We start from the raw sequence: 20,874 nt of genomic DNA, 5'->3' as shown, positions 1-20,874 counted from the left end.
AGAAAACCGCAGCAAATTTATGCTGCGGTTTTATTATAATTATTTTGCTGTTAATTGAAGCATATCTTCCATGTCTTCTTTAGCTGTACCAATTAATTTTAGGTTAAAAGTATCTTGGAGAACCTGTAAAACACCTTCAGAGATGAATTCAGGCGGTTTTGGCCCAATTCGAATATCTTGGATTCCTAAGCTAAAAAGACCAAGTAAAATTGCGACAGCTTTTTGCTCAAACCATGATAACACAATGCTAACTGGAAGTTCGTTTACTTCACAGCCAAATGCATCCGCCAGGGCAAGTGCAATTTTAACTGTCGATCCAGAATTGTTGCATTGACCTAAATCGATGTAACGGGGAATATTCGTTCCCGGCACAACCCCATAGTCCACATCATTAAAACGGAATTTTCCACAAGAAGTGGTTAATATTACCGTCTCTGGCGGCAATGAAGTAGCCAATTCACGATAGTAATTTCCGCCTGGACCTGGTGCATCACAGCCAGCGATGACAAAGAAACGTTTGATTTTTCCTTCTTTAACTGCATCTATGACTTCTGGCGCTAACCCAAGAACCGTTTCATGGTGGAAACCAGTAAGTAAGGTTTCCTCAGATTCGATTGCAGCCCCAGGAAGTTCTAAGGCTCTGTTAATTAATGGTGCAAAATCATCATTGATAATTTTCTCTACGTTTTCAAGGCCTGCTACTTCATATGTAAACATTCTGTCTGCATAAGATCCTTTGATAGGCATTACACAGTTAGTGGTCGCAAGGATAGCACCAGGAAATTTCTCAAACAGGCGGCGCTGGTCATACCAAGCTTTTCCGATGTTACCTTTTAAATGGGCATATTTTTTCAATGCTGGATAACCGTGAGCTGGGAGCATTTCGGAATGGGTATAAATATTAATCCCCTTTCCTTCTGTTTGCTTTAATAATTCCTCTAACGCGAATAGGTTGTGACCAGTTACAACAATGCATTTGCCTTCAATTTTATTTTGGCTGACGCGAATTGGTTCTGGAATGCCAAGACGATTAGTATGGGCCTCATCAAGCAGTTCCATTACTCTAACAGCTGACTTTCCTACTTTCATCGCCATGTCAATATGTTCTTGTACATTGAAATTCGAATTCGTTAGCGTCATATATAAGGCTTCATGTGTGGTCGCATCGACAAAAGCATCTGTATACCCTAATTGGTTTGCGTGTGTACGATAAGCAGCAATTCCTTTTAATGCAAAAATAATTGTGTCTTGTAAACTAGCTATTGTTTCATCTTTTCCACATACACCGACGACATTACAACCGCCAGTTGGAGTTTGTTCACATTGATAACAGAACATCTTTATTCCTCACTTTCTATATCTTTTCCGCTTTACTATACTAATCTCCTCACACTTTATTAGTGATTTAAATCACATTTATAGAAATTGTAATAAATCGTTCAAAATTTTATCGCAAATATATGTCGGCACCTACCCAGATTTATTGGCATATACTAGCGAGTGAAATAATGGAAAGTGAGGGATCCGTATGTCATCTATGGTACCGAATGACAAAAATTCTAAAAAGCCTAAATCTGAATCTTTTGGCGATTTAATGAAAACCATGAATGAATTCTTTAATGAAAAACCAATTAAGGGGTTTCTACAATCAATTGACGACTTTTTTAAAAGTCCTTTTCCGCCAGGAACAGGTTTTCATGTTGACACCATTGAAACTGGAAACGAGTATATCATCTCCGCCGAACTGCCAGGGGTTAAAAGAGAGCAAATCCATTTGAACATATCAGGGAATCATCTAACGATATCTGTGGAAAATAAAGAACTTGAAACAACCGAGGATGAGCATAATCAGATTTACCGACGCAAATACTTACAACAAAAATCTTCAAAGACCATTTCACTTCCACATACAATTAATGAAAAAAGTGTAAAAGCATCCTATCGTGATGGGTTATTAAAAATTAGGATTCCACAAGAAAAGGGGAAAGTCATTGAAATCGATGACTAAACAACCAGTTTCCTCCATATGAAAAGACGGCTCCGTCATAAGCCGTCTTTTTTATTACGCTTTAAAAAAGCCGCCAAAACCCTTTACCAGTGAACTAACCTGATTTACAGCATTCATCATTTGTCCTGCTGTATTTACCATTTTATTTATATCCACCGTTCCATCCTGGGACTTAAAGGAATTCATAAAGGACTGTACGCCTCCCGGCTGTTTTGGGATTGCGCTTTGTTTCGGATATGGGTTCATTCCTGGATAACTGTTCATCGGCATGTACTGGGGTTTTTGAACCATTTCCTCCTGTGGCTGTAATGGATTCTGGAAAAGGAATTGCGAATCCTTTTGGATAAAAGACTGGCTGTTGTAAGACGTATTTGGAGTAACATAACCAGGTTGATAGTTTTGTACATATGGCTGGTAGGGTTGCTGGAAATAAGCACTTTGTGGATTTTGTTGTTGATATAATGTCCAATCAAAGTTTTGAGGTGGTGTTTGAAATGGGTATGGTGGATTACTATTAAAAATTTGCTGATTCCTTGGCTGACCAACTGGACCTTGGTACATCATTTGCCCCGGATATCCATTATTGAAGTAATTGGTCGGTCTTTTCTTTCCAAACATGGGCAAACATCTCCTCCGCATTTTTATCTACTACACTTTATGAAGGAAAGGAAGGAATGGTGATTCCAATTGAAATATTACTAATGTCAAAATGACGAGAATTTTGTCTAAAGTTTAAATATTTTAAAAACTAGAAAACTACCACTTTCATGGTACGATATAAAAAAGGATGAAGGAGGAGCTAATAGATATGGACATTCGCGAATTAAAAAGCAAATTTATTCAAAGCAGGGATTATACTACTGATGATGTAAATGCATTAATGGATTTTGCTAAGAAAGCGTATATTCAAAACGATATTAACATAAAAGAGTATCGACTTCTTGTCCGTGAACTTGAAAAGCAAGGCGCGGTTATACCAGAATCGGATCAAGAAAACTCCCTCATCGAACATTCTTAAAATATCTAAAAGAGATGCAGCAGCATCTCTTTTCTAATTTTTTAGCTCTTTCAAGATTTCTAAAAGGAAATATTCTACGGTGCGATTTGCATTAAAAAACCTCGTTTTGCTGGTTTCAGGAAAAAAGGCTTGGATTGAAAGCTGTTCTATATGTTCAGAGGTGGTGTCGATTTGCTTTACATGAAGATGTTTATGGTTCGTATTTGAAAGCCAGTTCTTCATTGCTGGTTTCCATTGCTCATTTATATCCTTTACCTCATTAGCAAATGGCTTAATAACCTTATGAAAGTCATGTTTTGTTCCTGTCTCTCTCCCCTCTTGATAATATTTCATACATAATTTATTAAAGACTAAAAGTTTTTCCGTTAACTGGATGATTTCTTTAGACATACATATAACCCTTTCTAAAAAAAATAAAAAAGCAGCATCGTGAATAGCATGCTACTTTAATCGTTATGATTATTTTATCGGTAATTAATAGCCCAATTCAAGTTGTAAGCTTCTAGACACATGATTGGGGTTGGCGTTTACTAAATCTAAGTTAGTTATAGAATTAATTTGATCCATACTCTTTTCAAGTCCAAATAATTTTTGTTTTGTTACCGTTACTTTATCCTGCTCTTCCTGATTCAGATCTTTGCGCATACCTGAGAAGGATGCTTCAAGCACCACTTCCAATTCTTCTAATTGATCATATATTTCAGTTAGCATCGAAATCAACTTTTCCTTATCGGACAATGGCTTGTTCATGTTTTATAACCCCCCCAGCATTTTCTATTTAGTATTATTCTCTTTCTTTTTATCGCTTCCTTCTACCTTGACAAAACTAGAAGCTATTCGTCAAAGGTAGTGGTAAATTGGCAATTTTCACTAAGGTTTTCGACATGTAATATACACTGAATGAAAAATAAAAAAAGCGCACAAGCTATTATTGGAGGTGGTTTTTAATGTCAAAAAATAAACAAAACAAAAAACAGCAATCTGTACAATCAGACGCAGAAAAAAAGACAGGTTATGGTGATAAAAAGTTGATTGGTGAAAACAGACCTGCGGAATAATACCAACCAAAAAGCAAGGGTAAGCACCTTGCTTTTTTCTATTTCCATCTTTTTAAATGTAATGTCTTTTGAAGTGCTAACATTAATTGAAGCTGGTTTGATTTCGTAAAGTACCAATCAGTCAAGTGAATCGGATGACGATGTCGTACAGGAAGATGCAACCACGCGGGTGATACCCTGCGGAGCATACTCCAATCCTCATATATATGTTGATTATGCTCGATGACAGGAAAGGTCGCTCGTAAAATTGGGGTCCTTAAACCAGTTTTTATTTTAAAATATTGCTCATAATCATTTCTTGAGCCAGTATGAGGTGTTTTTTCTGCAAACTCATAAAAATAAGGAAATAGACGCGGATGGAAAAGGATACTTGCAAGTCTTTTTCCTAAGTTAATCCTTTTAGACAATGATTTGAAACCACTTACACTGGCACCATACACTTCTCCCCCACAAGTTGGAAACAATACACAACTAAAATGGAGCCAATCTTGAAAGGAAAATAGTTTAGAGTGAAAAATCTTTTTACTATAGACTGGGTGATCAATTATTGGGGTTTGAATAACATTTTGCTCATTAATAATTAAAGAAGTAGTAAGTCTGTTCTTATCATTTTCTTTCCAGTATCGAACCCATTCTTTTTGGATAAAAGTTGAAACATGGAAGTAAGGAAGTAAATGAAACATTTGTCGATTCAATTTCGTCGAATATTGATAGACCAACAATTGAGGGTAGACATCATGAAAAATAAGCCAATTCGCCCGCTCATAGGTTAAAAAAAGCTGTTTTCTCGTCATGGCAGTGATTACTTGAGGGAAAACAGACCCTTGGAGGTCACACATATTCCAACCGCCATTTCTAGAAACCATACTAGCCAAAAAGGACCAAATAATATCTGGATTTTTTTTAAAAAAAGAGAAGTAGGCATTTGTCCTTGAAATGTTATCAACATTTTTCTTTTTCGTTTCCGCTTGAATTTGACGAATGATTGCATGTTCCTGTATTGTAAGATGATTCATATCCATCATCCTTTATGTTTTTAATAGATTATAAGTACTAGGCAAGAGATAACTGTTAAGAAAATTGCATCATGCCTAAATTTGGCATTAACGGTACAATTGTTATTAGAGTGTGTATGCAAAAGTATTTTATACACCCCAATCTCGCTAAGATTTGTTATGATAAGGAATAGCTTGAGAGGTGTAAAACATGAACTTTAACTATCCAAACGGAAAACGGTACATACCAACAGTGGTTGACACAGAGCGTACCATTACAAAAAAGAAAAACGGTTCTTACAGTAATCGAGGGATGACACTGGAGGAAGATTTAAATGAAACAAATGAATATTATCGGAGCAGAAAAGTGGCGGTTATTCATAAAAAACCGACACCTGTCCAGATAGTCCAGGTTGATTATCCAAACCGTAGTGCTGCAGTGATTAAAGAGGCTTATTTTAAACTTGCATCAACAACTGATTATAATGGTGTTTATAAAGGAAAGTATATCGATTTCGAAGCTAAAGAAACACAGAATCCAACCTCCTTCCCATTAAAGAATTTTCATCAACACCAGATACAGCATATGGAAGAGGTGCTTATTCAAGGAGGGATTTGTTTTGTTATTCTTCGTTTTACAAGATATGAACAAGTTTTCTTACTGGAAGCAAAACACTTGTTGACCTTTTGGGAGCGAATGACAAATGGTGGCAGAAAATCAATTACCAAGGAAGAAATTGAAGAAAAGGGATATCTGATTCCACTTGGTTTTCAACCCAGAATTGACTATATTAAAATTATCGATAGACTGAACAATTGAGATAAGGTTCGAAAGGAAGGAATATTACCATGGCTGAACAATATCAATCACGAGAGGAGCGCCGAAAGAAACTCCAATCCAAAAGTAAACCAAAAGCTAAGAAAAAATCCGGAGGCCTTGTTAAGAAGATTTTTCTAACCTTAGTAGCCTTAGGTATTATTGGAATACTTGCAGGTGTGGGTACTTTTGCGTACTTAGTAAAGGATGCTCCCGTACTAGACCCCAAATTATTAAAGGATCCAATCCCTTCAAAGATATTAGATAAAGATGACAAATTAGTTACTGAAGTAGGTGCGGTTAATCGGGAATATGTAAACTATAAAGATATCCCTCAGGTGGTCGAGAATGCAATTTTAGCCACCGAAGATTATCGCTTTTACAAGCACCATGGTATTGACCCGATTCGACTAGGGGGCGCTGTCCTAGCAAATATTCAACATGGATTTGGTTCGGAAGGTGCCAGTACGATTACTCAGCAGGTCGTTAAAAACTCATTTTTAACTCCTGAAAAAACCTTAAAGCGAAAAGTTGAAGAGGCTTGGCTATCCTATCAATTAGAACAGCAATATACAAAGCACCAAATTTTCGAGATGTATGTAAATAAGGTGTATGTTTCTGAAAATAGTCATGGAATTGCTACGGCTGCAAAAATTTTCTATGGAAAAGAATTAAAAGATTTAACACTATCAGAAGCAGCCCAAATTGCAGGAATGCCGCAAAGTCCAAATAATTATAACCCTTTCGTCCATCCTGATTTGGCTGAAAAAAGACGGAACATCGTCTTAACATTAATGCACCAGCATGGATTTATTTCTAAGGAAGAGATGGACGCAGCGAAAAAGGTTTCGGTTAAAGACACCGTCTTAAATGAAAAAGAACGGAACGTAAAAGAAAAACCCTTTGATTCATTTGTCGATGCAGTAATAGATGAAGTAAAAGCAACGACTGATTTTGATATTTTTACTGATGGCTTAACCATTCATACAACACTCGATCAAAATGCACAATCCTATGTAGAGGACATTCTAAATAAAGATGACGTGATTGATTATCCTGATGAGGATTTCCAAGCTGGGGTTGCTCTTCTGGATACAAAGACAAGTGAAATCAGGGCGATTGGAGGCGGGAGAAACCAAAAAGTTAAACGTGGATTTAACTACGCCATCGATACCCAGCGTCAACCAGGGTCAACCATCAAACCAGTTCTGGATTATGCTCCAGCAATTGAATATTTAAATTGGGGAACCTTTGAGATGATTGAGGATAAACCAATTACCTATTCATCTGGAAAAAAATTCGGAAACTGGGACCAAAGCTATCGAGGAGCAATGACGATAAGAACGGCGTTGCAATTATCACGGAATACACCCGCTGTTCAAGCCTTGCAACAAGTTGGTCTCGATAAAGCTAAGGAATTTGCTATTAATTTAGGAATTCCTTTAAAAGAGATTTATGAATCGTATGCCATTGGAGGTTTTGGAGGAAAAACTGTTGGTGTTTCTCCCCTTCAAATGGCTGGTGCTTACAGCGCTTTTGGTAATAAAGGAATTTACACAAAACCACATGCGATTAGGAAAATCAAACTCCGCGATGGAACTGTCATAAGTACCGCACCAGAACCGAAAGTGGTCATGAAGGACTCAACTGCCTTTATGATTACCGATATGATGAAAAGTGTTCTTGAGTATCCTGGTACAGGAACAAGAGCAAAAGTTCCTGGACTAGCGATTGCTGGTAAAACTGGAACAACTAATTATACTGATGAAGAAATACAGAAATGGGATATCCCAAGCAGCCGATCGGTTCCTGATGCATGGTTCACCGGTTATACAACCAATTACACCGCTTCTATTTGGACTGGTTACAAGGACCGTAGTACTCCTATCAACGCGGTCGGAAATAACCAACGATTGGCTCAGTTATTATTTAAAAACATTATGGAATACGTATCAAAGGATGTTGATACACCTGATTTTAAGAAGCCTAGCAGCGTCCAAAGTGTTAGGATTGAAAGAGGCTCTATGCCACCGGTATTAGCAAGTCAATACACACCTAGTAGTCAAATTATTACTGAGTATGCAGTGAAAGGTCATTCACCTAAACGAGTGTCAACCAAGTATGACAAACTAAAAGCACCAAAGAATCTAAATGCAACATATGATCAGGTGAATAATAATATTGGGTTATCATGGAAATACAGCGGTAAAGCAGATGTTAGTTTTGCCATAACAGTTGATAATGGGACAGCTAAAAAGCAGTATAGCCAAACTGAAACATCATTAACTATACCTGCTGTACCAGGTGAAACGTATACTATCACTATCATTGCAATTAGTGGAAGTCGACAAAGTGACCCTGCCACTACATCCATTAAAATACCAGCTCAAGAAACCACCCCTAACAATGGTACCCAACCTGGAACCGAACCTGGTAACGGCAATGGCAATGGTAACGGCAATGGTAATGGCAACGGTAATGGCACTGGTAACGGCAATGGTAATGGCAATGGTAATGGCACTGGTACGGGTGATGGTACAGGCGAAGGTACTGGTGAGGGCACTGGAACTACCCCGCCAGATACACCTGTTGATAATGGCACTGGTGATGGCACTAATTCAGGTACACCAGGTTAACCTTATATTTTTTAGCAAGTAAAAAGCGTCTAACCATTAGGTTTAGACGCTTTTTTTAGTATATTTCTTTTTACATAAAGTTTTTCTTGTTCAACCATCAACTCAGAGAGTTGTCGATAGGAATGGTATAGGGCCGGTCTAGACATGATAAAAGTCAATCGTTCCTCCACATTGACTGGTTTAAATGCAAACTCATTGTAGTTGGAAGGAGCATTATCTGATAAAGGCAATTCATTGGACATAGTCAAAAAATGAAAAAACAAGGTAATTCCCTTTTCCATTAATTCCTTTGTATTTTTATATTCACGTTTACGAAACAAAGCTTCGAGTTGGATTTTATTTTTTTCCCATTCATTAAGTAAATGAGAAATCTCCACTTCCCAATTATTCATGGATGATACCCCGACCTTTCATCCTCTTTTTGCCTTCCCTGCATAGCTCTAGTAAGGGGCAGCTTGGACATTGTGGATTTTGAGCTTTACAATGATAACGTCCAAAAAAAATCAGGCGGTGGTGAGTGAGGGACCATTCATCTTTCGGAACCTTCCTCATTAATGTTTTTTCTACTTCAAGGACAGTATCCTTCCAACGGCAAATTCCTAATCGTTTACTTACTCTTTCAACATGTGTATCCACTGCAATCGCAGGAATATTAAACGCAACGGATACAACAACATTCGCTGTTTTCCTGCCAACACCAGGCAGTTTTGTTAACTCATCACGATCGCTTGGAATTTCACCATTATATTCATCTAAGACAATTCTACATAAATTTTGAATGTTTTTAGCTTTATTCCGATAAAGACCAATTGAGCGGATATCGTTTTGTAATTCTTCAAGTGAGACCTTTAGGTAATCTTCAGGAGTTTTATATTTTTCAAATAAAGTTTTAGTCACTTTATTGACCAACACATCCGTACATTGTGCTGATAATGCCACAGCAATCACTAATTCGAATGGATTCGAATGGTTTAACTCACAGTGAGCGTCGGGAAACATAACACCCATTTGGTCAAGGCAATAACGGATTTGAGTATTATTTAGCATATCTATCACCTACATCTATTAAAATGAAATAAAACGAGAGATAAATCCCTCGTTACATAATTATTGTTCTAGCCAATTGTAAAAAGGAACGGAAGGTTGATGTGTTTCATCCTTGATATTCCCTTTATGTGCTTGTTTTTGACGGAATTTAAGTCCATGAGTCTTTGCTTGTTCAATCGTTTTAATACCATTCTTTTTCCACTCAAAGAGAATTCTATCAATATAACGGAAGTTTAATTTCCCAGACATAACTGCTTCACGTAAAGCAGCTTTTATAATAATTGGATCATGGTGATCATCGTCCATCCACATTGCTAATGATTCACATTCAAACGGTGAAAGCGGACGGCCAAATTCCTTCTCGAAACACGTATAAAGGTCATTCTCATCTGCCTTTTTATCTACTTCTTTAGTTTGGTTATGATTTTTCAAAAAGTGTTCAATTAGTCTTTCCCATAACGGTTCAACTGAATACTTTTCATAACGAATGCCTTCATTATTATATTCATCTGTAATTTGAATAAAGCCTCTTTGAATCAATCTTCTAAGCATTTCGTTACACTCCGAAATGGTAATTGTCATTCTTGCTGAAAGCTCATCGGGTGTAGGAAATTCATGGCCCTTCTCTAAAAAGGTAAGAATATTTAATAAAAGAACAAGTTCATATTCATTTAAATTTAAATTCCGATATTCAGAAAATAATAATGTTGGAACAGTAATGTTACCTTCTTGAATCCATGCTAATAAGTTAGTTTTCATAATCAGGACACCTCCTAGTTAGTATATCATGAACAATCTATCCGAGTAAGAGTATTAGGCATCCATCTTTGGTAACTAAAAGCAAAAAGTCTGCAAAGATAAGCAGACTTTTTACCGTATTAATTATTGACAATACTTGATTTGTTTACAACAAATTGGCGGATACGCTCGACTGCTTCCTCTAATAATTCTAAAGAGGTTGCGTAGGAAAGACGGATATTATCCGGTGTTCCAAAGCCTGAGCCTGGGATAACCGCAACTTTTGCTTCAACCAGTAAAGCTTCAACAAAAGCATCTACATTTTCATAGCCTGTCATTTCAGCAGCTTTCTTTACATTAGGATAAAGGTAAAAAGCACCTTGTGGTTTCACACATGTCACACCTGGAATTGCAACTAGCTTATCATAAATAATTTCTAATCTTTGTTCAAATGCCTGACGCATATCTTCTACAGCCTGCCCAGGACCATTATAAGCTGCGATTGCCGCATACTGAGCAGTGGTTGTGGGATTAGACGTACTATGGCTTGCAAGGTTTGTCATCGCCTCAACAATCTCTTTATTCCCCGCTGCGTAGCCAATTCTCCAACCAGTCATCGAGTGGGACTTGGAAACACCATTGATTACTATCGTTTGCTCCTTTAATTCAGGGGAAAGTTGAGCGATGGAAATATGTTTATTTTCGCCATAAACAAGCTTTTCGTAAATTTCGTCGGAGACAATGAGAATGTTCTTCTCAAGACAAACCTTGCCTAATTCCAAAAGTTCCTCGGCTGTATATAGAACTCCCGTTGGGTTACTTGGAGAATTAAGAATTACCGCTTTTGTTTTCTCGGTAATCGCCGTTTTTAATTGCTCTGGTGTGACTTTAAAATGATTTTCTTCCAACCCCTCGATATAAACAGGAACACCACCAGCTAATTTTACTTGTTCTGGATAACTGACCCAATAAGGTGTTGGAATAATAACTTGATCACCATCATCCAATACCACTTGAAATAGTGTATACAGAACGTGTTTAGCACCATTTCCAACAATGACCTCATTAAGTTTATAGTGTAATCCCTGATCGTTTTCAAATTTCTTGATAATTGCCTTTTTTAGAGCAGGCAGACCAGCTGAAGGGGTATACTTCGTATGACCTTCATTCATGGATTGGAAAGCAGCATCTAAAATATGCTGTGGTGTATTAAAGTCAGGCTCACCTGCCCCCAGACCAATTACATCTTCACCTTGTTCCTTTAGTTCCTTAGCTTTAGCTGTAATCGCTAAAGTTGTTGAAGGCGTAAGTGCTTTTACGCGTTTAGCTAATTCCACTGCCATACCCAATTCCTCCACTCTCTATCTTTTTTAAAGGTTTTCAATTTTTTTTAGCCATTCACCTGTATCAAAGTGAACATAGTAATAATTTATTAAATTATTATTAGAACGGTAATAAATTTCCCAGAGAGGGATATTTTTTTCCATGCCAAGACGCACAGAAATAATCTTTTTAGGGCTTCTTTCCAGTTGAAGTTTTTGAACAGCCGCTTCTTTTGATAGCCCATTTTTAGCTTTTCTGATAAATACTTCTTTGCTTTTTTCCGGAATCCAAACAATCACTTTTTCGCCGTTTTTGTTTTTCCCCTCAATGACATTAACTGTTTCTAAGCCATTATAGATATGAAAATCTTCAACTTCTTTTAAAGATATTTCCTTGCTCGCTACTGCGACAGCTTTTTTTTCTGCAGTTTTAACTGGCTCTACCGCTGAAAAGTAAACTTTTATCAAATATCCTAAAAAGGCTAAAACAAATATTGATAGAACTAAAATCCATTTTTTCATTTAAATTCACTTCTCTATGTACGATAAATGGTAAAGATCGCTGTATTTTTTTCTTCTCGGTCAAGTGCTAGTCCAAACATAAGGTCTTTCTGCTTCAAGGTTCGATTAAGCGCATCAACAATTTTATACAAATCCGGACTGTGCTGGATTTTTACAGTTGATAACACTTCTATTTTACTTTCCATCCGTTATCCTCCAATATATTCCTATGTATCTACATCATTTGATAAATCTTATCCATTATTATAACAGGTGGAAACAAAAAACGGGTCTCCTGAGATATATTTTTCTAATTAATTTTCTTCATCCGCTTCGATTGGAAGTGTAATTACTTCATAGTTGGAATCGGTGAATTTTATTGTGATCGTCCCATGCTTTTTTGTGGAATAGATTTCTGACCAAGTTTCGTGCAGATCAACGAGGATATCGGGATCATGCTTGTCTTCCTCTGGTGCAAACAAAATTGAAATTTGCGGATTTAAATACTGGATTAATTTTTCTGATAATGAATCCTCCACCACATAATTTGGAATTTTAAAGACATTAATATTCTCGAGATTTCTTTTCAAAAGAGCTTCCTCTGCCCGTGGTGAAAATGAAGACATTAAAAATATCCGATGGTTAAAAAAATCAAGTGTAAAATCCATACCCTCATTAAGATTATTTCCAACGAACTGAACGACAGCCGTCATCTCAGGCAAGATTGTTTTCTTTGTACCAACTGTCCAAGAGACAACTGCTGCTTTTAGTGTTGGGTCCAGTTTTTTTATCAGTTGACCAGCGGACTCAGGTGTTGTAAAAATTTCTTTAATATTATATTTTGATACTAACCTGTTAATTTGTTTTTCGGAGAGATCCTGTTCATTATTTGTAAGGATTAATTTAGATATTTCCTTCACATCATAAAGGAACAGCCAACCTTCTAACTCAGCACTGGTTTCTTTCCCGCCTGCATTTACTAAGATATTCTCATTATTGGCACCTTGAATCAGCGTTGCTTCACCAGCCGACAGCCCCAAAAATGTCACAGCAACTTCATGATCCTTAATATTTAAATCGATGTTTTCAATCGTATTTGTTACCGGATTTGATGCCTCTATTGTTAAGCTCGTATTAATAAATAGGGTTAATAATATTAGTAAGGTTCTCATGACACACACCTCCTACCTATAGGATGTGTATTTTACCAAATTTTATCCAGTATATGAATGTGTATAATCTCCTCACTCAACTTCATTTCAAAGCCATGAGTTAATAATTTCAACTAGTTCATCCATCTTCCCCCGTTTTATAGGGACAGACGGAATTGATTTCAAAAAGGCCTTACCATATTTAGTAGTTACAATCCTTTTATCGAAGACCACAATAATTCCCCGGTCATTTTCTGTCCGAATCAGTCGTCCAAATCCTTGTTTGAACCTAAGGATCGCTTCAGGAAGTGAGTATTCTGAAAATGGATTACCGCCTCGTTTTTCAATTAATTTACATTTTGCTTCAGTTAATGGATCATCTGGCGGGCTAAATGGAAGCCTGACAATAACTAGGCAGGATAAGTCTTCTCCGGGTATATCTACCCCTTCCCAGAAGCTGCTAGTACCTAACAGAATTGCCTTGTCATATCGTTGGAAATTTCGCGTTAGCCTTGTTCTGCTGCCACTTGTTATCCCTTGCGCTATCATCGCATAGTCATGCAAAAAACCACTTTCTTTGATTAGTTCATAGGTTTTCTTTAGCATGTCATAGGCGGTAAATAGCAGGAGCATTCGTCCTTTCGTTGCTTCCGCAATTGTAATTATATGCTCCGTGATTGAAATGACATAATCATCTAAGGATACCGTGTTGATTTCTGGAAGGTCCTCAGGAATTAGTAACTGCACCTGTTGATTATATTCAAATGGAGATGGGATATTTAACTGTAAAGTTGAATCAGGTACTAGGCCGATTTCATTTATGAAATAGTCGAATGATTTATTAACTGTCAAAGTGGCTGACGTAAATACGACTGCTTTTTTTTGCTGAAAGAACTGCTCCTGCAGCTTCCCAGCCACAGAAGTAGGCTGGACGATAAATGTAGTCACATTTTGTGGCGAGCGAATATCTATTTCAATCCATTTTACATCGTTGGTTATTTTTAGAAAGGAATTAATAACTGTATTTCTAAGCTCGATTACATCATTTAGAAAAGATAAGATTTCTTCCAATTTACTTTCATGTAATCGTGATAAAGAGACCCTTTCCTTTTTGACCCATTCTAGACGTTCCATGATTTCTGAGTGGAGGTCTTTTAGTAAAAAGACAAATCTTTCTGCACTATGAACTACCGCCTTTTTTTCTTTTGCTTCGTCATCCGGTGCAAAGCGAACTTTGCCACGATTTATTCCCTTTTTATTAGACATTATCGCTCTCGCAAAAGAGGCAATCAATTGGAAAAGTTCATCTGTTTCAAATGTAAGATCAACTATTAGCTGATTTAATTTAGCCATAGATGGGACGACTACATGTTTCTGAGTTACTGAAGCAATTATCTTTTCCATCTCGTAAAAGAGTTGTTTTTGATCGTATAGACCAAATTGACTTAATAAAAGTCTGGTCGATAAATAATCTAATGTATGACCAAAAAACTGACTGGCTGCTTTTTCAAAGTGATGACCTTCGTCAATAATGGCATATGAAAATTCAGGCAAAATGGAGCCTTCACCTTTAATATCGCTTAATAATAACGAATGGTTGGTTATTATAATATCGGCAGCTTGTGCATTTCTTTTTGCCTTTATATAAAAGTCTCTTTCCTGCCACGCTGGATTCTGTGAAAAAAATGCTGGTTCGTTCTTAATTTTATTCCAAAAAATTTGTCCGCCACTAGAGAGATTTAATTCATCCCGATCACCGGTTTCTGTTTCAATCAGCCAGACAAGAATTTGCATTTTTGTTAAGCCAGTATCGTAATTATCATTATCATCTGAAAGTGTCTGATGAAACTTTTCCAAGCTAATATAATGACTTCTACCCTTTAGAAGTACGGAGTGTAATATAAAGGGCAATAGTTTGGTGAGGAGTGGAATCTCTTTTCTTAGAATCTGTTCTTGCAAATGGATAGTATGGGTACTCACCACGACGGGAAGCCTATTTTGCCGTGAATAATAGGCAATTGGCAGCAAATAACCCAGTGATTTTCCGACACCAGTCCCAGCTTCAATGACAGCATGCCTTTCACTTTGAAAAGCCTGATAGACTGTATCCATCATGACAAACTGACCTGTTCTTTTTTCAAAAGCTTCAAATGCTTGGCTGACTAAGCTAATCTTTTCAGCTTCAGTGACAGGATATTGATATTCCTTATCATCAGTCGATACAAAATGGTTTGAATGTTTTTTTAAAGCTAATTCATTAAATATCTCTATCCACTCAGGCAACTTTTCAATTTCGTCTTCTTTTCTTACTAGTATTTCATCAAGTAATTGCTGCAAATCGCTCTTCAATCCCCCTGATAAATGAGAAAGCTGCTTTAATGTAGTCATGGGTAATGATGTTAATCGATCTAAAAGAATGATGAAAAGCTCAGCAGTTACCTCTGCGTCACTGTCTGCTTGGTGGGGGCGATCATGATTTAAGTTTTCTCTTACCGCTAAATCTGATAACTTATACCCATCTGCAGTCGGATAAAGAATTCTCGCCATTTCAACCGTGTCCAGAACAGGTCCAAAAAATCCCTCCTGGCCTGATTTAATTAATTCCTCTTGAAGAAAAGACAAGTCAAATAAAACATTATGTGCAACAAAATAGGCTCCATCTAGTAATGACATTACCTTTTCTGCGATCTCTGCAAAAAGCGGCGCCTCTTTAACCATATCGTCATTTAATCCAGTCAATTCTTCAATAAATAACGGAATGGATTTTTGAGGATTAATCAATGATGAAAACCTATCTGTGATTCTTCCATTTTCAATGACCACCGCTGCAAATTGGATGATTTTATCACCCTTCTTTGGAATGTTTCCTGTTGTTTCCAAATCAACTACGACGTATTTATTTTGCATTTCCTTAACACCCCAAACCTATGTTCATTCAAACGGTATCACATTATCCTCAAAATAAAAAATATATACCCTCTGAATCTTTCAACACTACCATATAACAATACAATGATTTTAGTATTAATTATATAAAACTCTTGATAAAAAAGAAAAAAATCCCCGAAAAAGGGGATTACATGATTGTGAGTGCAGGTTCTGCATGAATAAGTTCTTTAATGCGATTTTCTTCATCCATTATTGCTACTCTAGGTTGATGATTTGCCACTTTATCCTCAGCTATCAGCGCGTAGGAAATGATAATAACGATGTCACCTTTTTGAACAAGACGGGCAGCAGCACCATTTAAACAAACGACCCCACTTCCTCTTTCGCCTGGAATAATATAGGTTTCTAAGCGTGCACCATTATTATTGTTAACAATTTGTACTTTTTCATTAGCCACCATGCCGACTGCATCTATTAAGTCTTCATCGATGGTAATACTGCCAACATAGTTTAAATTTGCCTCCGTGACAGTAGCACGATGGATTTTACCGTTCATCATGTTGCGATACATTGTCCTCTTCCTCCATTTCCTCCTAAGTCCCAATCAATCTATGTTCGTAATGGTATTATCTATTAATCGTACCTTTGTAAATTTTACAGCAAGGGCAATAATGATGGTACCCTCTAATTTTTCCAACGGTTTTAATTGTGGATAGGAATATATTTGAACATAATCAATTTCACCATTTGTTTCTTTATTGATCATTTCTCGAATCATTTCAATCAATTTAATCGGATTCTGCTCACCTTCGTGTAAGGCTGCCTCTGCAGCTTGTAGGCTTTGATATAAAACAGGTGCAACTTGCCTTTCTTGTGGCAAAAGATTAACATTTCGAGAACTTTTGGCTAGTCCGTCATTTTCACGTACGATATCAACAGCGACAAGATCTACCGGCATATTAAAATCAGAAATTAGCCCCTCAATAACCGCCACTTGCTGGGCATCTTTTTTTCCAAAATAAGCTCGTGTAGGGCTAATAATATTAAAGAACTTTGTTATGACCGTTGCTACGCCATCAAAATGGCCAGGTCGTGATTTCCCGCATAATACATCGGTACGATCTTGTACAGTAACTTTAACTGAAAGTTCATGTGGATACATTTCCTCTACTGCAGGGTAAAAGAGAAAATCAACCTTTTCGCCTTCTGCCAAGGCTCTATCACGTTCAAAGTCACGCGGGTATTCAGCATAATCCTCTTTCGGACCAAACTGAAGCGGGTTAACAAATATGCTTAGAACAACGAGATCATTCTCTTGTCTTGCTCTATTTAACAGTGTTAAATGGCCTTCATGCAGAAAACCCATCGTTGGAACAAAGCCAATCGACTTTTCTTGGCTTTTCTGTGCAGCAATAATCGCCTGCATTTCCTTAATGGTAGTAATTATCTTCATTTTATACCTCCATAAAGCCCCTTCAGTTCCTGTTCGTTCATTGTGAACGAATGTTTGTCTTCAGGAAATTGTTCATTCTTAACGTCGGCTGCATATGCTTGGATAGATTCGATCATAAAAGGATTTACGGAATGGTATTGTTTTACAAACTTCGGTACCCGGTGGCCGCCATAGCCGAGGATATCATGATAGACGAGCACTTGACCATCCACCGCTGCTCCCGCTCCAATACCAATTATAGGTATTGAGAGACTTTGAGTTATTTCTTCTGCTAATTGTTTTGGGACACATTCAAGAACGATGGCAAACGCACCAGCCTCTTCGCATTTCTTTGCATCAGCTATTAATTTTCTAGCTGCCTCGGCATCTTTCCCTTGCACTTTATACCCGCCTAATACCCCTACTGATTGCGGGGTTAATCCTAAGTGAGCGCATACGGGGATCCCTGCTTTCGTGAGAGCAGTAATTTTTTCAAGGACATCATCTGCGCCTTCAAGTTTGACGGCATGTGCCCCTGTTTCTTGTATAAGTCTGCCTGCATTTACTAATGTATCCCGAACAGATAAATGATAAGTTAAAAATGGCATATCCGCGAGAATAAAGGTATCTTTTGCCCCTCGTTTAACTGCCTTCGTATGATGAATCATGTCATCAAGCGTCACTGGTATGGTGGAATCATAGCCAAGGACCACCATCCCTAGAGAATCTCCCACCAAAATGATATCTACACCGCCTTCTTCTGCTTGTTTAGCAGATGGATAATCATACGCTGTTAACATCACAATCTTTTCGTTATTATCCTTCATTTTCAAAAAATCTGTTGCTTGCTTCATCAACTTTCCCTCCTTTTAGTTGGGAGAGGGGATTAAAAGCTTTTCGAAGAGCAAATAAAAAGATCCTTCTGAAGGCAGAGGATCTCGGGTTACTCTTTTACATACTTCATCCCTCTGTCCCGGTCCGTAACACGGATCTAGGCAGAAACCTTTTTAATTGTTTGATGCTTGGGGTGCAGTTCTCATTGGATACTGCCCATTGGAATGAATTATAGCAAATTTAACGAAAAGTTCAAGCCTTATATCTCAATATCGGCGGAATATATATGATGGATGAAGCCTGTCTGATCTTCCAATTTCAATACACCATCATTTGTGATTCCGAGTGCTCTTCCCTCAATCGTTTTCGTTAAAGTTCTCGCTTTTATATTCTTGCCGATACTAGTTGCATAGCCCTCCCATAAAAGTTTGATTGGTAAGAATCCCTGTTCTAGGTACAGCGTATACAGATTCTCAAAGTGCTTAAGAATACTTTTAATTAATTCCGCTCTCGAGACCGTTTCGCCCTTCTCAATGAAAAGGGAAGTGGCAATTTCTCGAAGTTCTGATGGAAAATCGTCTTTCTTTTGATTCACATTTATACCAATTCCCATAATTATCGAGTGAATTTGATCAGCCTCAGCCTGTAATTCTGTTAAAATACCTGTTATTTTTTTTCCGCTAATTAGAATATCATTTGGCCATTTTATATCTAGGATCAGGTCTGTCATTTCTTCACATGCTTGAACTATCGCAACTGCAGCCAACAACGTCAATTGTGGCGCGTGATTGAGGGGAATATTAGGACGCAGGATCATGCTCATCCAAATACCAGTATATTTGGGGGAATGCCATTTGCGGGCCATTCTACCCCGTCCAGACAATTGCTCTTCAGCTATAATAATGGTTCCTTCAGGAGCATCTTCTGAAGCCAAATGATGGGCAATCTTTTGGGTTGATTCAACAGTATCTTCATAATGGATATTTCTCCCCATGAACATAGTTGATAAACCGAGTCTAATTTCATCCGCCGTTATTTTTTCTGGCGTTTTTATAATCCGGTATCCCTTATTTCTAACTGCATCTAACTCAAAGCCTTCTTTTCTTAATTCTTCTATATGTTTCCATACTGCCGTCCTTGAGCAGCCAATGAGTTCTGCTAGATGCTGTCCTGATAAAAAGTCATCACCTGCATTGGAAAAGGCATCAAGTAATTCTTTTCTTATTTCTGATTGCACTTCATTAGCCACTCCTTGATTTTCTCTTTTTCATTGTCTAGTTGCCCGGTCAAAATCTCATGTTCGATTGTTAACAGGGTTTCTTTTAGCCATGGGCCTCCCCGTTTATTGAACCAATCCATTAAATCATTACCAGAAACATTCATTTCTGATCGTTCTTTTATGGGAAGCGATTCGTACACGCTTAGCCAATGACCAATCGATTCCTCTTCGTTTATTCCATTAATAACAAGGTAAGTTCTTTCGGTTGACCGAATTACATCATATCCTGCGGAATATAAGTCATAAATGGTCCAATTCTGTTGCATTCTTCTATACAAAAAATGAACCACTCGGCCAATTTCTCTTATTTCCTTAAGTGCAAGTCGCCATTCTTTTAAAAATTCCTCAATCTCTTTTTCTTTTAAGTTTAAGCAATAAACTATTAATGACCACATTTCAATGGTACCGAGATGGCCGCTAGTATAACTAAGCACTTTCTCTAATTGTTTCCTCTGGTCTTTCAAACCTGGTAAATATAAATAGACCTTAGTTTCAAGTAAGATTTCCAGCGCAGTTCGTTTATTTTTTCCAATAATGGTTTTCTCAAACTCTGCTCTTTTTCTTTCCACGGCAATGTTCTCAAGTAAGTGGGACAAATTAGATAATGCCTGAAATGTGCCGGTTTCGATTTGAAAAGCAAGCTGGCTTACAAACCGAACGGCTCTCATCATTCTTAAGGCATCTTCTTGGAAACGTTCATTTGGACTTCCAACCGTTTGAATTATTTTTTCATGAATGGCCAAATATCCATTAAATGGATCAATCAATTTTCTATTTCGATCCATTGCGATTGCATTCATGGTAAAGTCTCTGCGCTGTAGGTCGTCCTTTAAGTTACGAATAAACGTGACCTCTTTTGGTCTACGAAAATCCTCGTATTCCGTTTCTGTTCTGAAGGTTGTAATTTCATATGCTCCTTGATTAAAAAGGACGAGTACTGTTCCATGTTCTATTCCAATATCAACAGTCTTCGGAAAGATCTCTTTCACCTCAGCCGGAGTTGCACTAGTGGCAATATCCACATCGTGAATATCTCTTTTTAGAAGAAAATCTCTCACTGAACCACCTACAAAATAGGCTTCATAACCCGCATCCTCCAGCTTTTTTAGAACAGGAATTGCAGATAAAAATGGGTCTGACATTTACTTC

General features: G+C 37.4%; 22 protein-coding genes. 4 read left to right on the top strand and 18 right to left on the bottom strand.

Annotated elements, in window-relative coordinates; genetic code table 11:
- Positions 1-39 precede the first annotated feature (39 nt).
- Positions 40-1,338 carry a hydroxylamine reductase gene (hcp, locus tag V7121_RS13775; RefSeq protein ID WP_335546833.1) on the bottom strand — a complete coding sequence of 433 codons (1,299 nt, stop codon included), beginning with the start codon at positions 1,336-1,338 and terminating at the stop codon, positions 40-42.
- 190 nt (positions 1,339-1,528) lie between these two features.
- Between hcp and V7121_RS13770 the strand changes: the two genes are divergently transcribed.
- Positions 1,529-2,008 carry an Hsp20/alpha crystallin family protein gene (locus V7121_RS13770; RefSeq protein WP_335499776.1) on the top strand — a complete coding sequence of 160 codons (480 nt, stop codon included), beginning with the start codon at positions 1,529-1,531 and terminating at the stop codon, positions 2,006-2,008.
- A gap of 54 nt (positions 2,009-2,062) precedes the next feature.
- Here the strand turns inward: V7121_RS13770 and V7121_RS13765 are convergent, their stop codons facing one another.
- The gene (locus V7121_RS13765) at positions 2,063-2,626 is read right to left on the bottom strand and encodes a YppG family protein (protein WP_335546831.1); all 564 of its coding nucleotides are present in this window, start codon (positions 2,624-2,626) and stop codon (positions 2,063-2,065) included.
- Between the two features lie 190 nt (positions 2,627-2,816).
- Between V7121_RS13765 and yppF the strand changes: the two genes are divergently transcribed.
- Complete coding sequence (gene yppF / locus V7121_RS13760; RefSeq protein ID WP_335499780.1) at positions 2,817-3,026, top strand: YppF family protein; 210 nt, start codon at positions 2,817-2,819, stop codon at positions 3,024-3,026.
- Positions 3,027-3,059: 33 nt separating this feature from the next.
- On the opposite strand, the gene V7121_RS13755 is transcribed toward yppF, so the two are convergent.
- The 3 genes from V7121_RS13755 to V7121_RS13745 all read right to left on the bottom strand — a co-directional run bounded on the left by V7121_RS13755 (position 3,060) and on the right by V7121_RS13745 (position 5,100).
- Positions 3,060-3,416, bottom strand: a complete 357-nt coding sequence (locus V7121_RS13755) for a YppE family protein (RefSeq protein ID WP_335499781.1) — start codon at positions 3,414-3,416, stop codon at positions 3,060-3,062.
- Positions 3,417-3,500: 84 nt separating this feature from the next.
- Positions 3,501-3,776: a hypothetical protein gene (locus V7121_RS13750; RefSeq protein WP_335499782.1), complete on the bottom strand. Its 276-nt coding sequence runs from the start codon at positions 3,774-3,776 to the stop codon at positions 3,501-3,503.
- A gap of 346 nt (positions 3,777-4,122) precedes the next feature.
- Complete coding sequence (locus V7121_RS13745; RefSeq protein WP_335499784.1) at positions 4,123-5,100, bottom strand: DUF2515 family protein; 978 nt, start codon at positions 5,098-5,100, stop codon at positions 4,123-4,125.
- Between the two features lie 190 nt (positions 5,101-5,290).
- Here V7121_RS13745 and recU point away from each other — a divergent pair, with 190 nt between their 5' ends.
- Both recU and V7121_RS13735 read left to right on the top strand, forming a co-directional pair.
- Entirely contained in the window at positions 5,291-5,899 is a 609-nt protein-coding gene (recU, locus tag V7121_RS13740; RefSeq protein WP_335499785.1) for a Holliday junction resolvase RecU, read from the top strand.
- A 29-nt stretch (positions 5,900-5,928) separates the two neighbouring features.
- Positions 5,929-8,532: a transglycosylase domain-containing protein gene (locus tag V7121_RS13735; protein WP_335546829.1), complete on the top strand. Its 2,604-nt coding sequence runs from the start codon at positions 5,929-5,931 to the stop codon at positions 8,530-8,532.
- 29 nt (positions 8,533-8,561) lie between these two features.
- Here V7121_RS13735 and V7121_RS13730 read toward each other — a convergent pair whose 3' ends face one another.
- From V7121_RS13730 to V7121_RS13670, 13 genes are all read right to left on the bottom strand, one after another.
- Positions 8,562-8,924: a YpoC family protein gene (locus tag V7121_RS13730; RefSeq protein ID WP_335499788.1), complete on the bottom strand. Its 363-nt coding sequence runs from the start codon at positions 8,922-8,924 to the stop codon at positions 8,562-8,564.
- Positions 8,917-9,579, bottom strand: a complete 663-nt coding sequence (gene nth / locus V7121_RS13725) for an endonuclease III (protein ID WP_335499789.1) — start codon at positions 9,577-9,579, stop codon at positions 8,917-8,919. Before nth ends, V7121_RS13730 begins: the two co-directional genes overlap by 8 nt.
- Positions 9,580-9,639: 60 nt before the next feature.
- Entirely contained in the window at positions 9,640-10,338 is a 699-nt protein-coding gene (locus tag V7121_RS13720; RefSeq protein ID WP_335499791.1) for a DnaD domain-containing protein, read from the bottom strand.
- A gap of 119 nt (positions 10,339-10,457) precedes the next feature.
- Positions 10,458-11,660 (bottom strand): pyridoxal phosphate-dependent aminotransferase, encoded by a 1,203-nt coding sequence (locus V7121_RS13715; protein WP_335499793.1) that lies wholly within the window; start codon positions 11,658-11,660, stop codon positions 10,458-10,460.
- 27 nt (positions 11,661-11,687) lie between these two features.
- Positions 11,688-12,161: a cell wall elongation regulator TseB-like domain-containing protein gene (locus V7121_RS13710; RefSeq protein ID WP_335499796.1), complete on the bottom strand. Its 474-nt coding sequence runs from the start codon at positions 12,159-12,161 to the stop codon at positions 11,688-11,690.
- A 14-nt stretch (positions 12,162-12,175) separates the two neighbouring features.
- Positions 12,176-12,346, bottom strand: a complete 171-nt coding sequence (locus V7121_RS13705; RefSeq protein ID WP_335499797.1) for a YpmA family protein — start codon at positions 12,344-12,346, stop codon at positions 12,176-12,178.
- 108 nt (positions 12,347-12,454) lie between these two features.
- On the bottom strand, positions 12,455-13,312 hold the full coding sequence (locus tag V7121_RS13700) for a hypothetical protein (RefSeq protein WP_335499799.1): 858 nt from the start codon (positions 13,310-13,312) through the stop codon (positions 12,455-12,457).
- 87 nt (positions 13,313-13,399) lie between these two features.
- The gene (dinG, locus tag V7121_RS13695) at positions 13,400-16,198 is read right to left on the bottom strand and encodes an ATP-dependent DNA helicase DinG (protein ID WP_335499801.1); all 2,799 of its coding nucleotides are present in this window, start codon (positions 16,196-16,198) and stop codon (positions 13,400-13,402) included.
- Between the two features lie 169 nt (positions 16,199-16,367).
- On the bottom strand, positions 16,368-16,751 hold the full coding sequence (gene panD, locus V7121_RS13690; RefSeq protein ID WP_335499802.1) for an aspartate 1-decarboxylase: 384 nt from the start codon (positions 16,749-16,751) through the stop codon (positions 16,368-16,370).
- Positions 16,752-16,784: 33 nt separating this feature from the next.
- Entirely contained in the window at positions 16,785-17,633 is an 849-nt protein-coding gene (gene panC, locus V7121_RS13685; protein WP_335499805.1) for a pantoate--beta-alanine ligase, read from the bottom strand.
- On the bottom strand, positions 17,630-18,466 hold the full coding sequence (panB, locus tag V7121_RS13680; protein WP_335499806.1) for a 3-methyl-2-oxobutanoate hydroxymethyltransferase: 837 nt from the start codon (positions 18,464-18,466) through the stop codon (positions 17,630-17,632). The genes panC and panB overlap by 4 nt, the downstream gene beginning before the upstream one ends.
- 239 nt (positions 18,467-18,705) lie before the next feature.
- On the bottom strand, positions 18,706-19,683 hold the full coding sequence (locus V7121_RS13675) for a biotin--[acetyl-CoA-carboxylase] ligase (RefSeq protein ID WP_335546826.1): 978 nt from the start codon (positions 19,681-19,683) through the stop codon (positions 18,706-18,708).
- Entirely contained in the window at positions 19,668-20,867 is a 1,200-nt protein-coding gene (locus V7121_RS13670) for a CCA tRNA nucleotidyltransferase (RefSeq protein WP_335499810.1), read from the bottom strand. Before V7121_RS13670 ends, V7121_RS13675 begins: the two co-directional genes overlap by 16 nt.
- Positions 20,868-20,874 lie beyond the last annotated feature (7 nt).

This window comes from Neobacillus drentensis (genome assembly GCF_036962125.1).
Lineage (GTDB): Bacteria > Bacillota > Bacilli > Bacillales > Cytobacillaceae > Neobacillus > Neobacillus drentensis_B.
Note: the sequence above shows the minus strand (reverse complement) of the source record. Positions and strands in the feature narration are given on the sequence as shown.

Excerpts from the sequence above, each read along its gene's own strand:
- panC (WP_335499805.1), bottom strand. The coding sequence starts at position 17,633 with ATGAAGATAATTACTACCATTAAGGAAATGCAGGCGATTATTGCTGCA.
- V7121_RS13720 (WP_335499791.1), bottom strand. The coding sequence starts at position 10,338 with ATGAAAACTAACTTATTAGCATGGATTCAAGAAGGTAACATTACTGTT.
- hcp (WP_335546833.1), bottom strand. The coding sequence starts at position 1,338 with ATGTTCTGTTATCAATGTGAACAAACTCCAACTGGCGGTTGTAATGTC.
- V7121_RS13730 (WP_335499788.1), bottom strand. The coding sequence starts at position 8,924 with ATGAATAATTGGGAAGTGGAGATTTCTCATTTACTTAATGAATGGGAA.
- V7121_RS13705 (WP_335499797.1), bottom strand. The coding sequence starts at position 12,346 with ATGGAAAGTAAAATAGAAGTGTTATCAACTGTAAAAATCCAGCACAGT.
- V7121_RS13770 (WP_335499776.1), top strand. The coding sequence starts at position 1,529 with ATGTCATCTATGGTACCGAATGACAAAAATTCTAAAAAGCCTAAATCT.
- V7121_RS13745 (WP_335499784.1), bottom strand. The coding sequence starts at position 5,100 with ATGAATCATCTTACAATACAGGAACATGCAATCATTCGTCAAATTCAA.
- V7121_RS13765 (WP_335546831.1), bottom strand. The coding sequence starts at position 2,626 with ATGTTTGGAAAGAAAAGACCGACCAATTACTTCAATAATGGATATCCG.
- V7121_RS13670 (WP_335499810.1), bottom strand. The coding sequence starts at position 20,867 with ATGTCAGACCCATTTTTATCTGCAATTCCTGTTCTAAAAAAGCTGGAG.
- V7121_RS13735 (WP_335546829.1), top strand. The coding sequence starts at position 5,929 with ATGGCTGAACAATATCAATCACGAGAGGAGCGCCGAAAGAAACTCCAA.
- V7121_RS13710 (WP_335499796.1), bottom strand. The coding sequence starts at position 12,161 with ATGAAAAAATGGATTTTAGTTCTATCAATATTTGTTTTAGCCTTTTTA.
- dinG (WP_335499801.1), bottom strand. The coding sequence starts at position 16,198 with ATGCAAAATAAATACGTCGTAGTTGATTTGGAAACAACAGGAAACATT.
- panD (WP_335499802.1), bottom strand. The coding sequence starts at position 16,751 with ATGTATCGCAACATGATGAACGGTAAAATCCATCGTGCTACTGTCACG.
- yppF (WP_335499780.1), top strand. The coding sequence starts at position 2,817 with ATGGACATTCGCGAATTAAAAAGCAAATTTATTCAAAGCAGGGATTAT.
- V7121_RS13700 (WP_335499799.1), bottom strand. The coding sequence starts at position 13,312 with ATGAGAACCTTACTAATATTATTAACCCTATTTATTAATACGAGCTTA.
- V7121_RS13750 (WP_335499782.1), bottom strand. The coding sequence starts at position 3,776 with ATGAACAAGCCATTGTCCGATAAGGAAAAGTTGATTTCGATGCTAACT.
- V7121_RS13755 (WP_335499781.1), bottom strand. The coding sequence starts at position 3,416 with ATGTCTAAAGAAATCATCCAGTTAACGGAAAAACTTTTAGTCTTTAAT.
- recU (WP_335499785.1), top strand. The coding sequence starts at position 5,291 with ATGAACTTTAACTATCCAAACGGAAAACGGTACATACCAACAGTGGTT.
- panB (WP_335499806.1), bottom strand. The coding sequence starts at position 18,466 with ATGAAGCAAGCAACAGATTTTTTGAAAATGAAGGATAATAACGAAAAG.
- nth (WP_335499789.1), bottom strand. The coding sequence starts at position 9,579 with ATGCTAAATAATACTCAAATCCGTTATTGCCTTGACCAAATGGGTGTT.
- V7121_RS13715 (WP_335499793.1), bottom strand. The coding sequence starts at position 11,660 with ATGGCAGTGGAATTAGCTAAACGCGTAAAAGCACTTACGCCTTCAACA.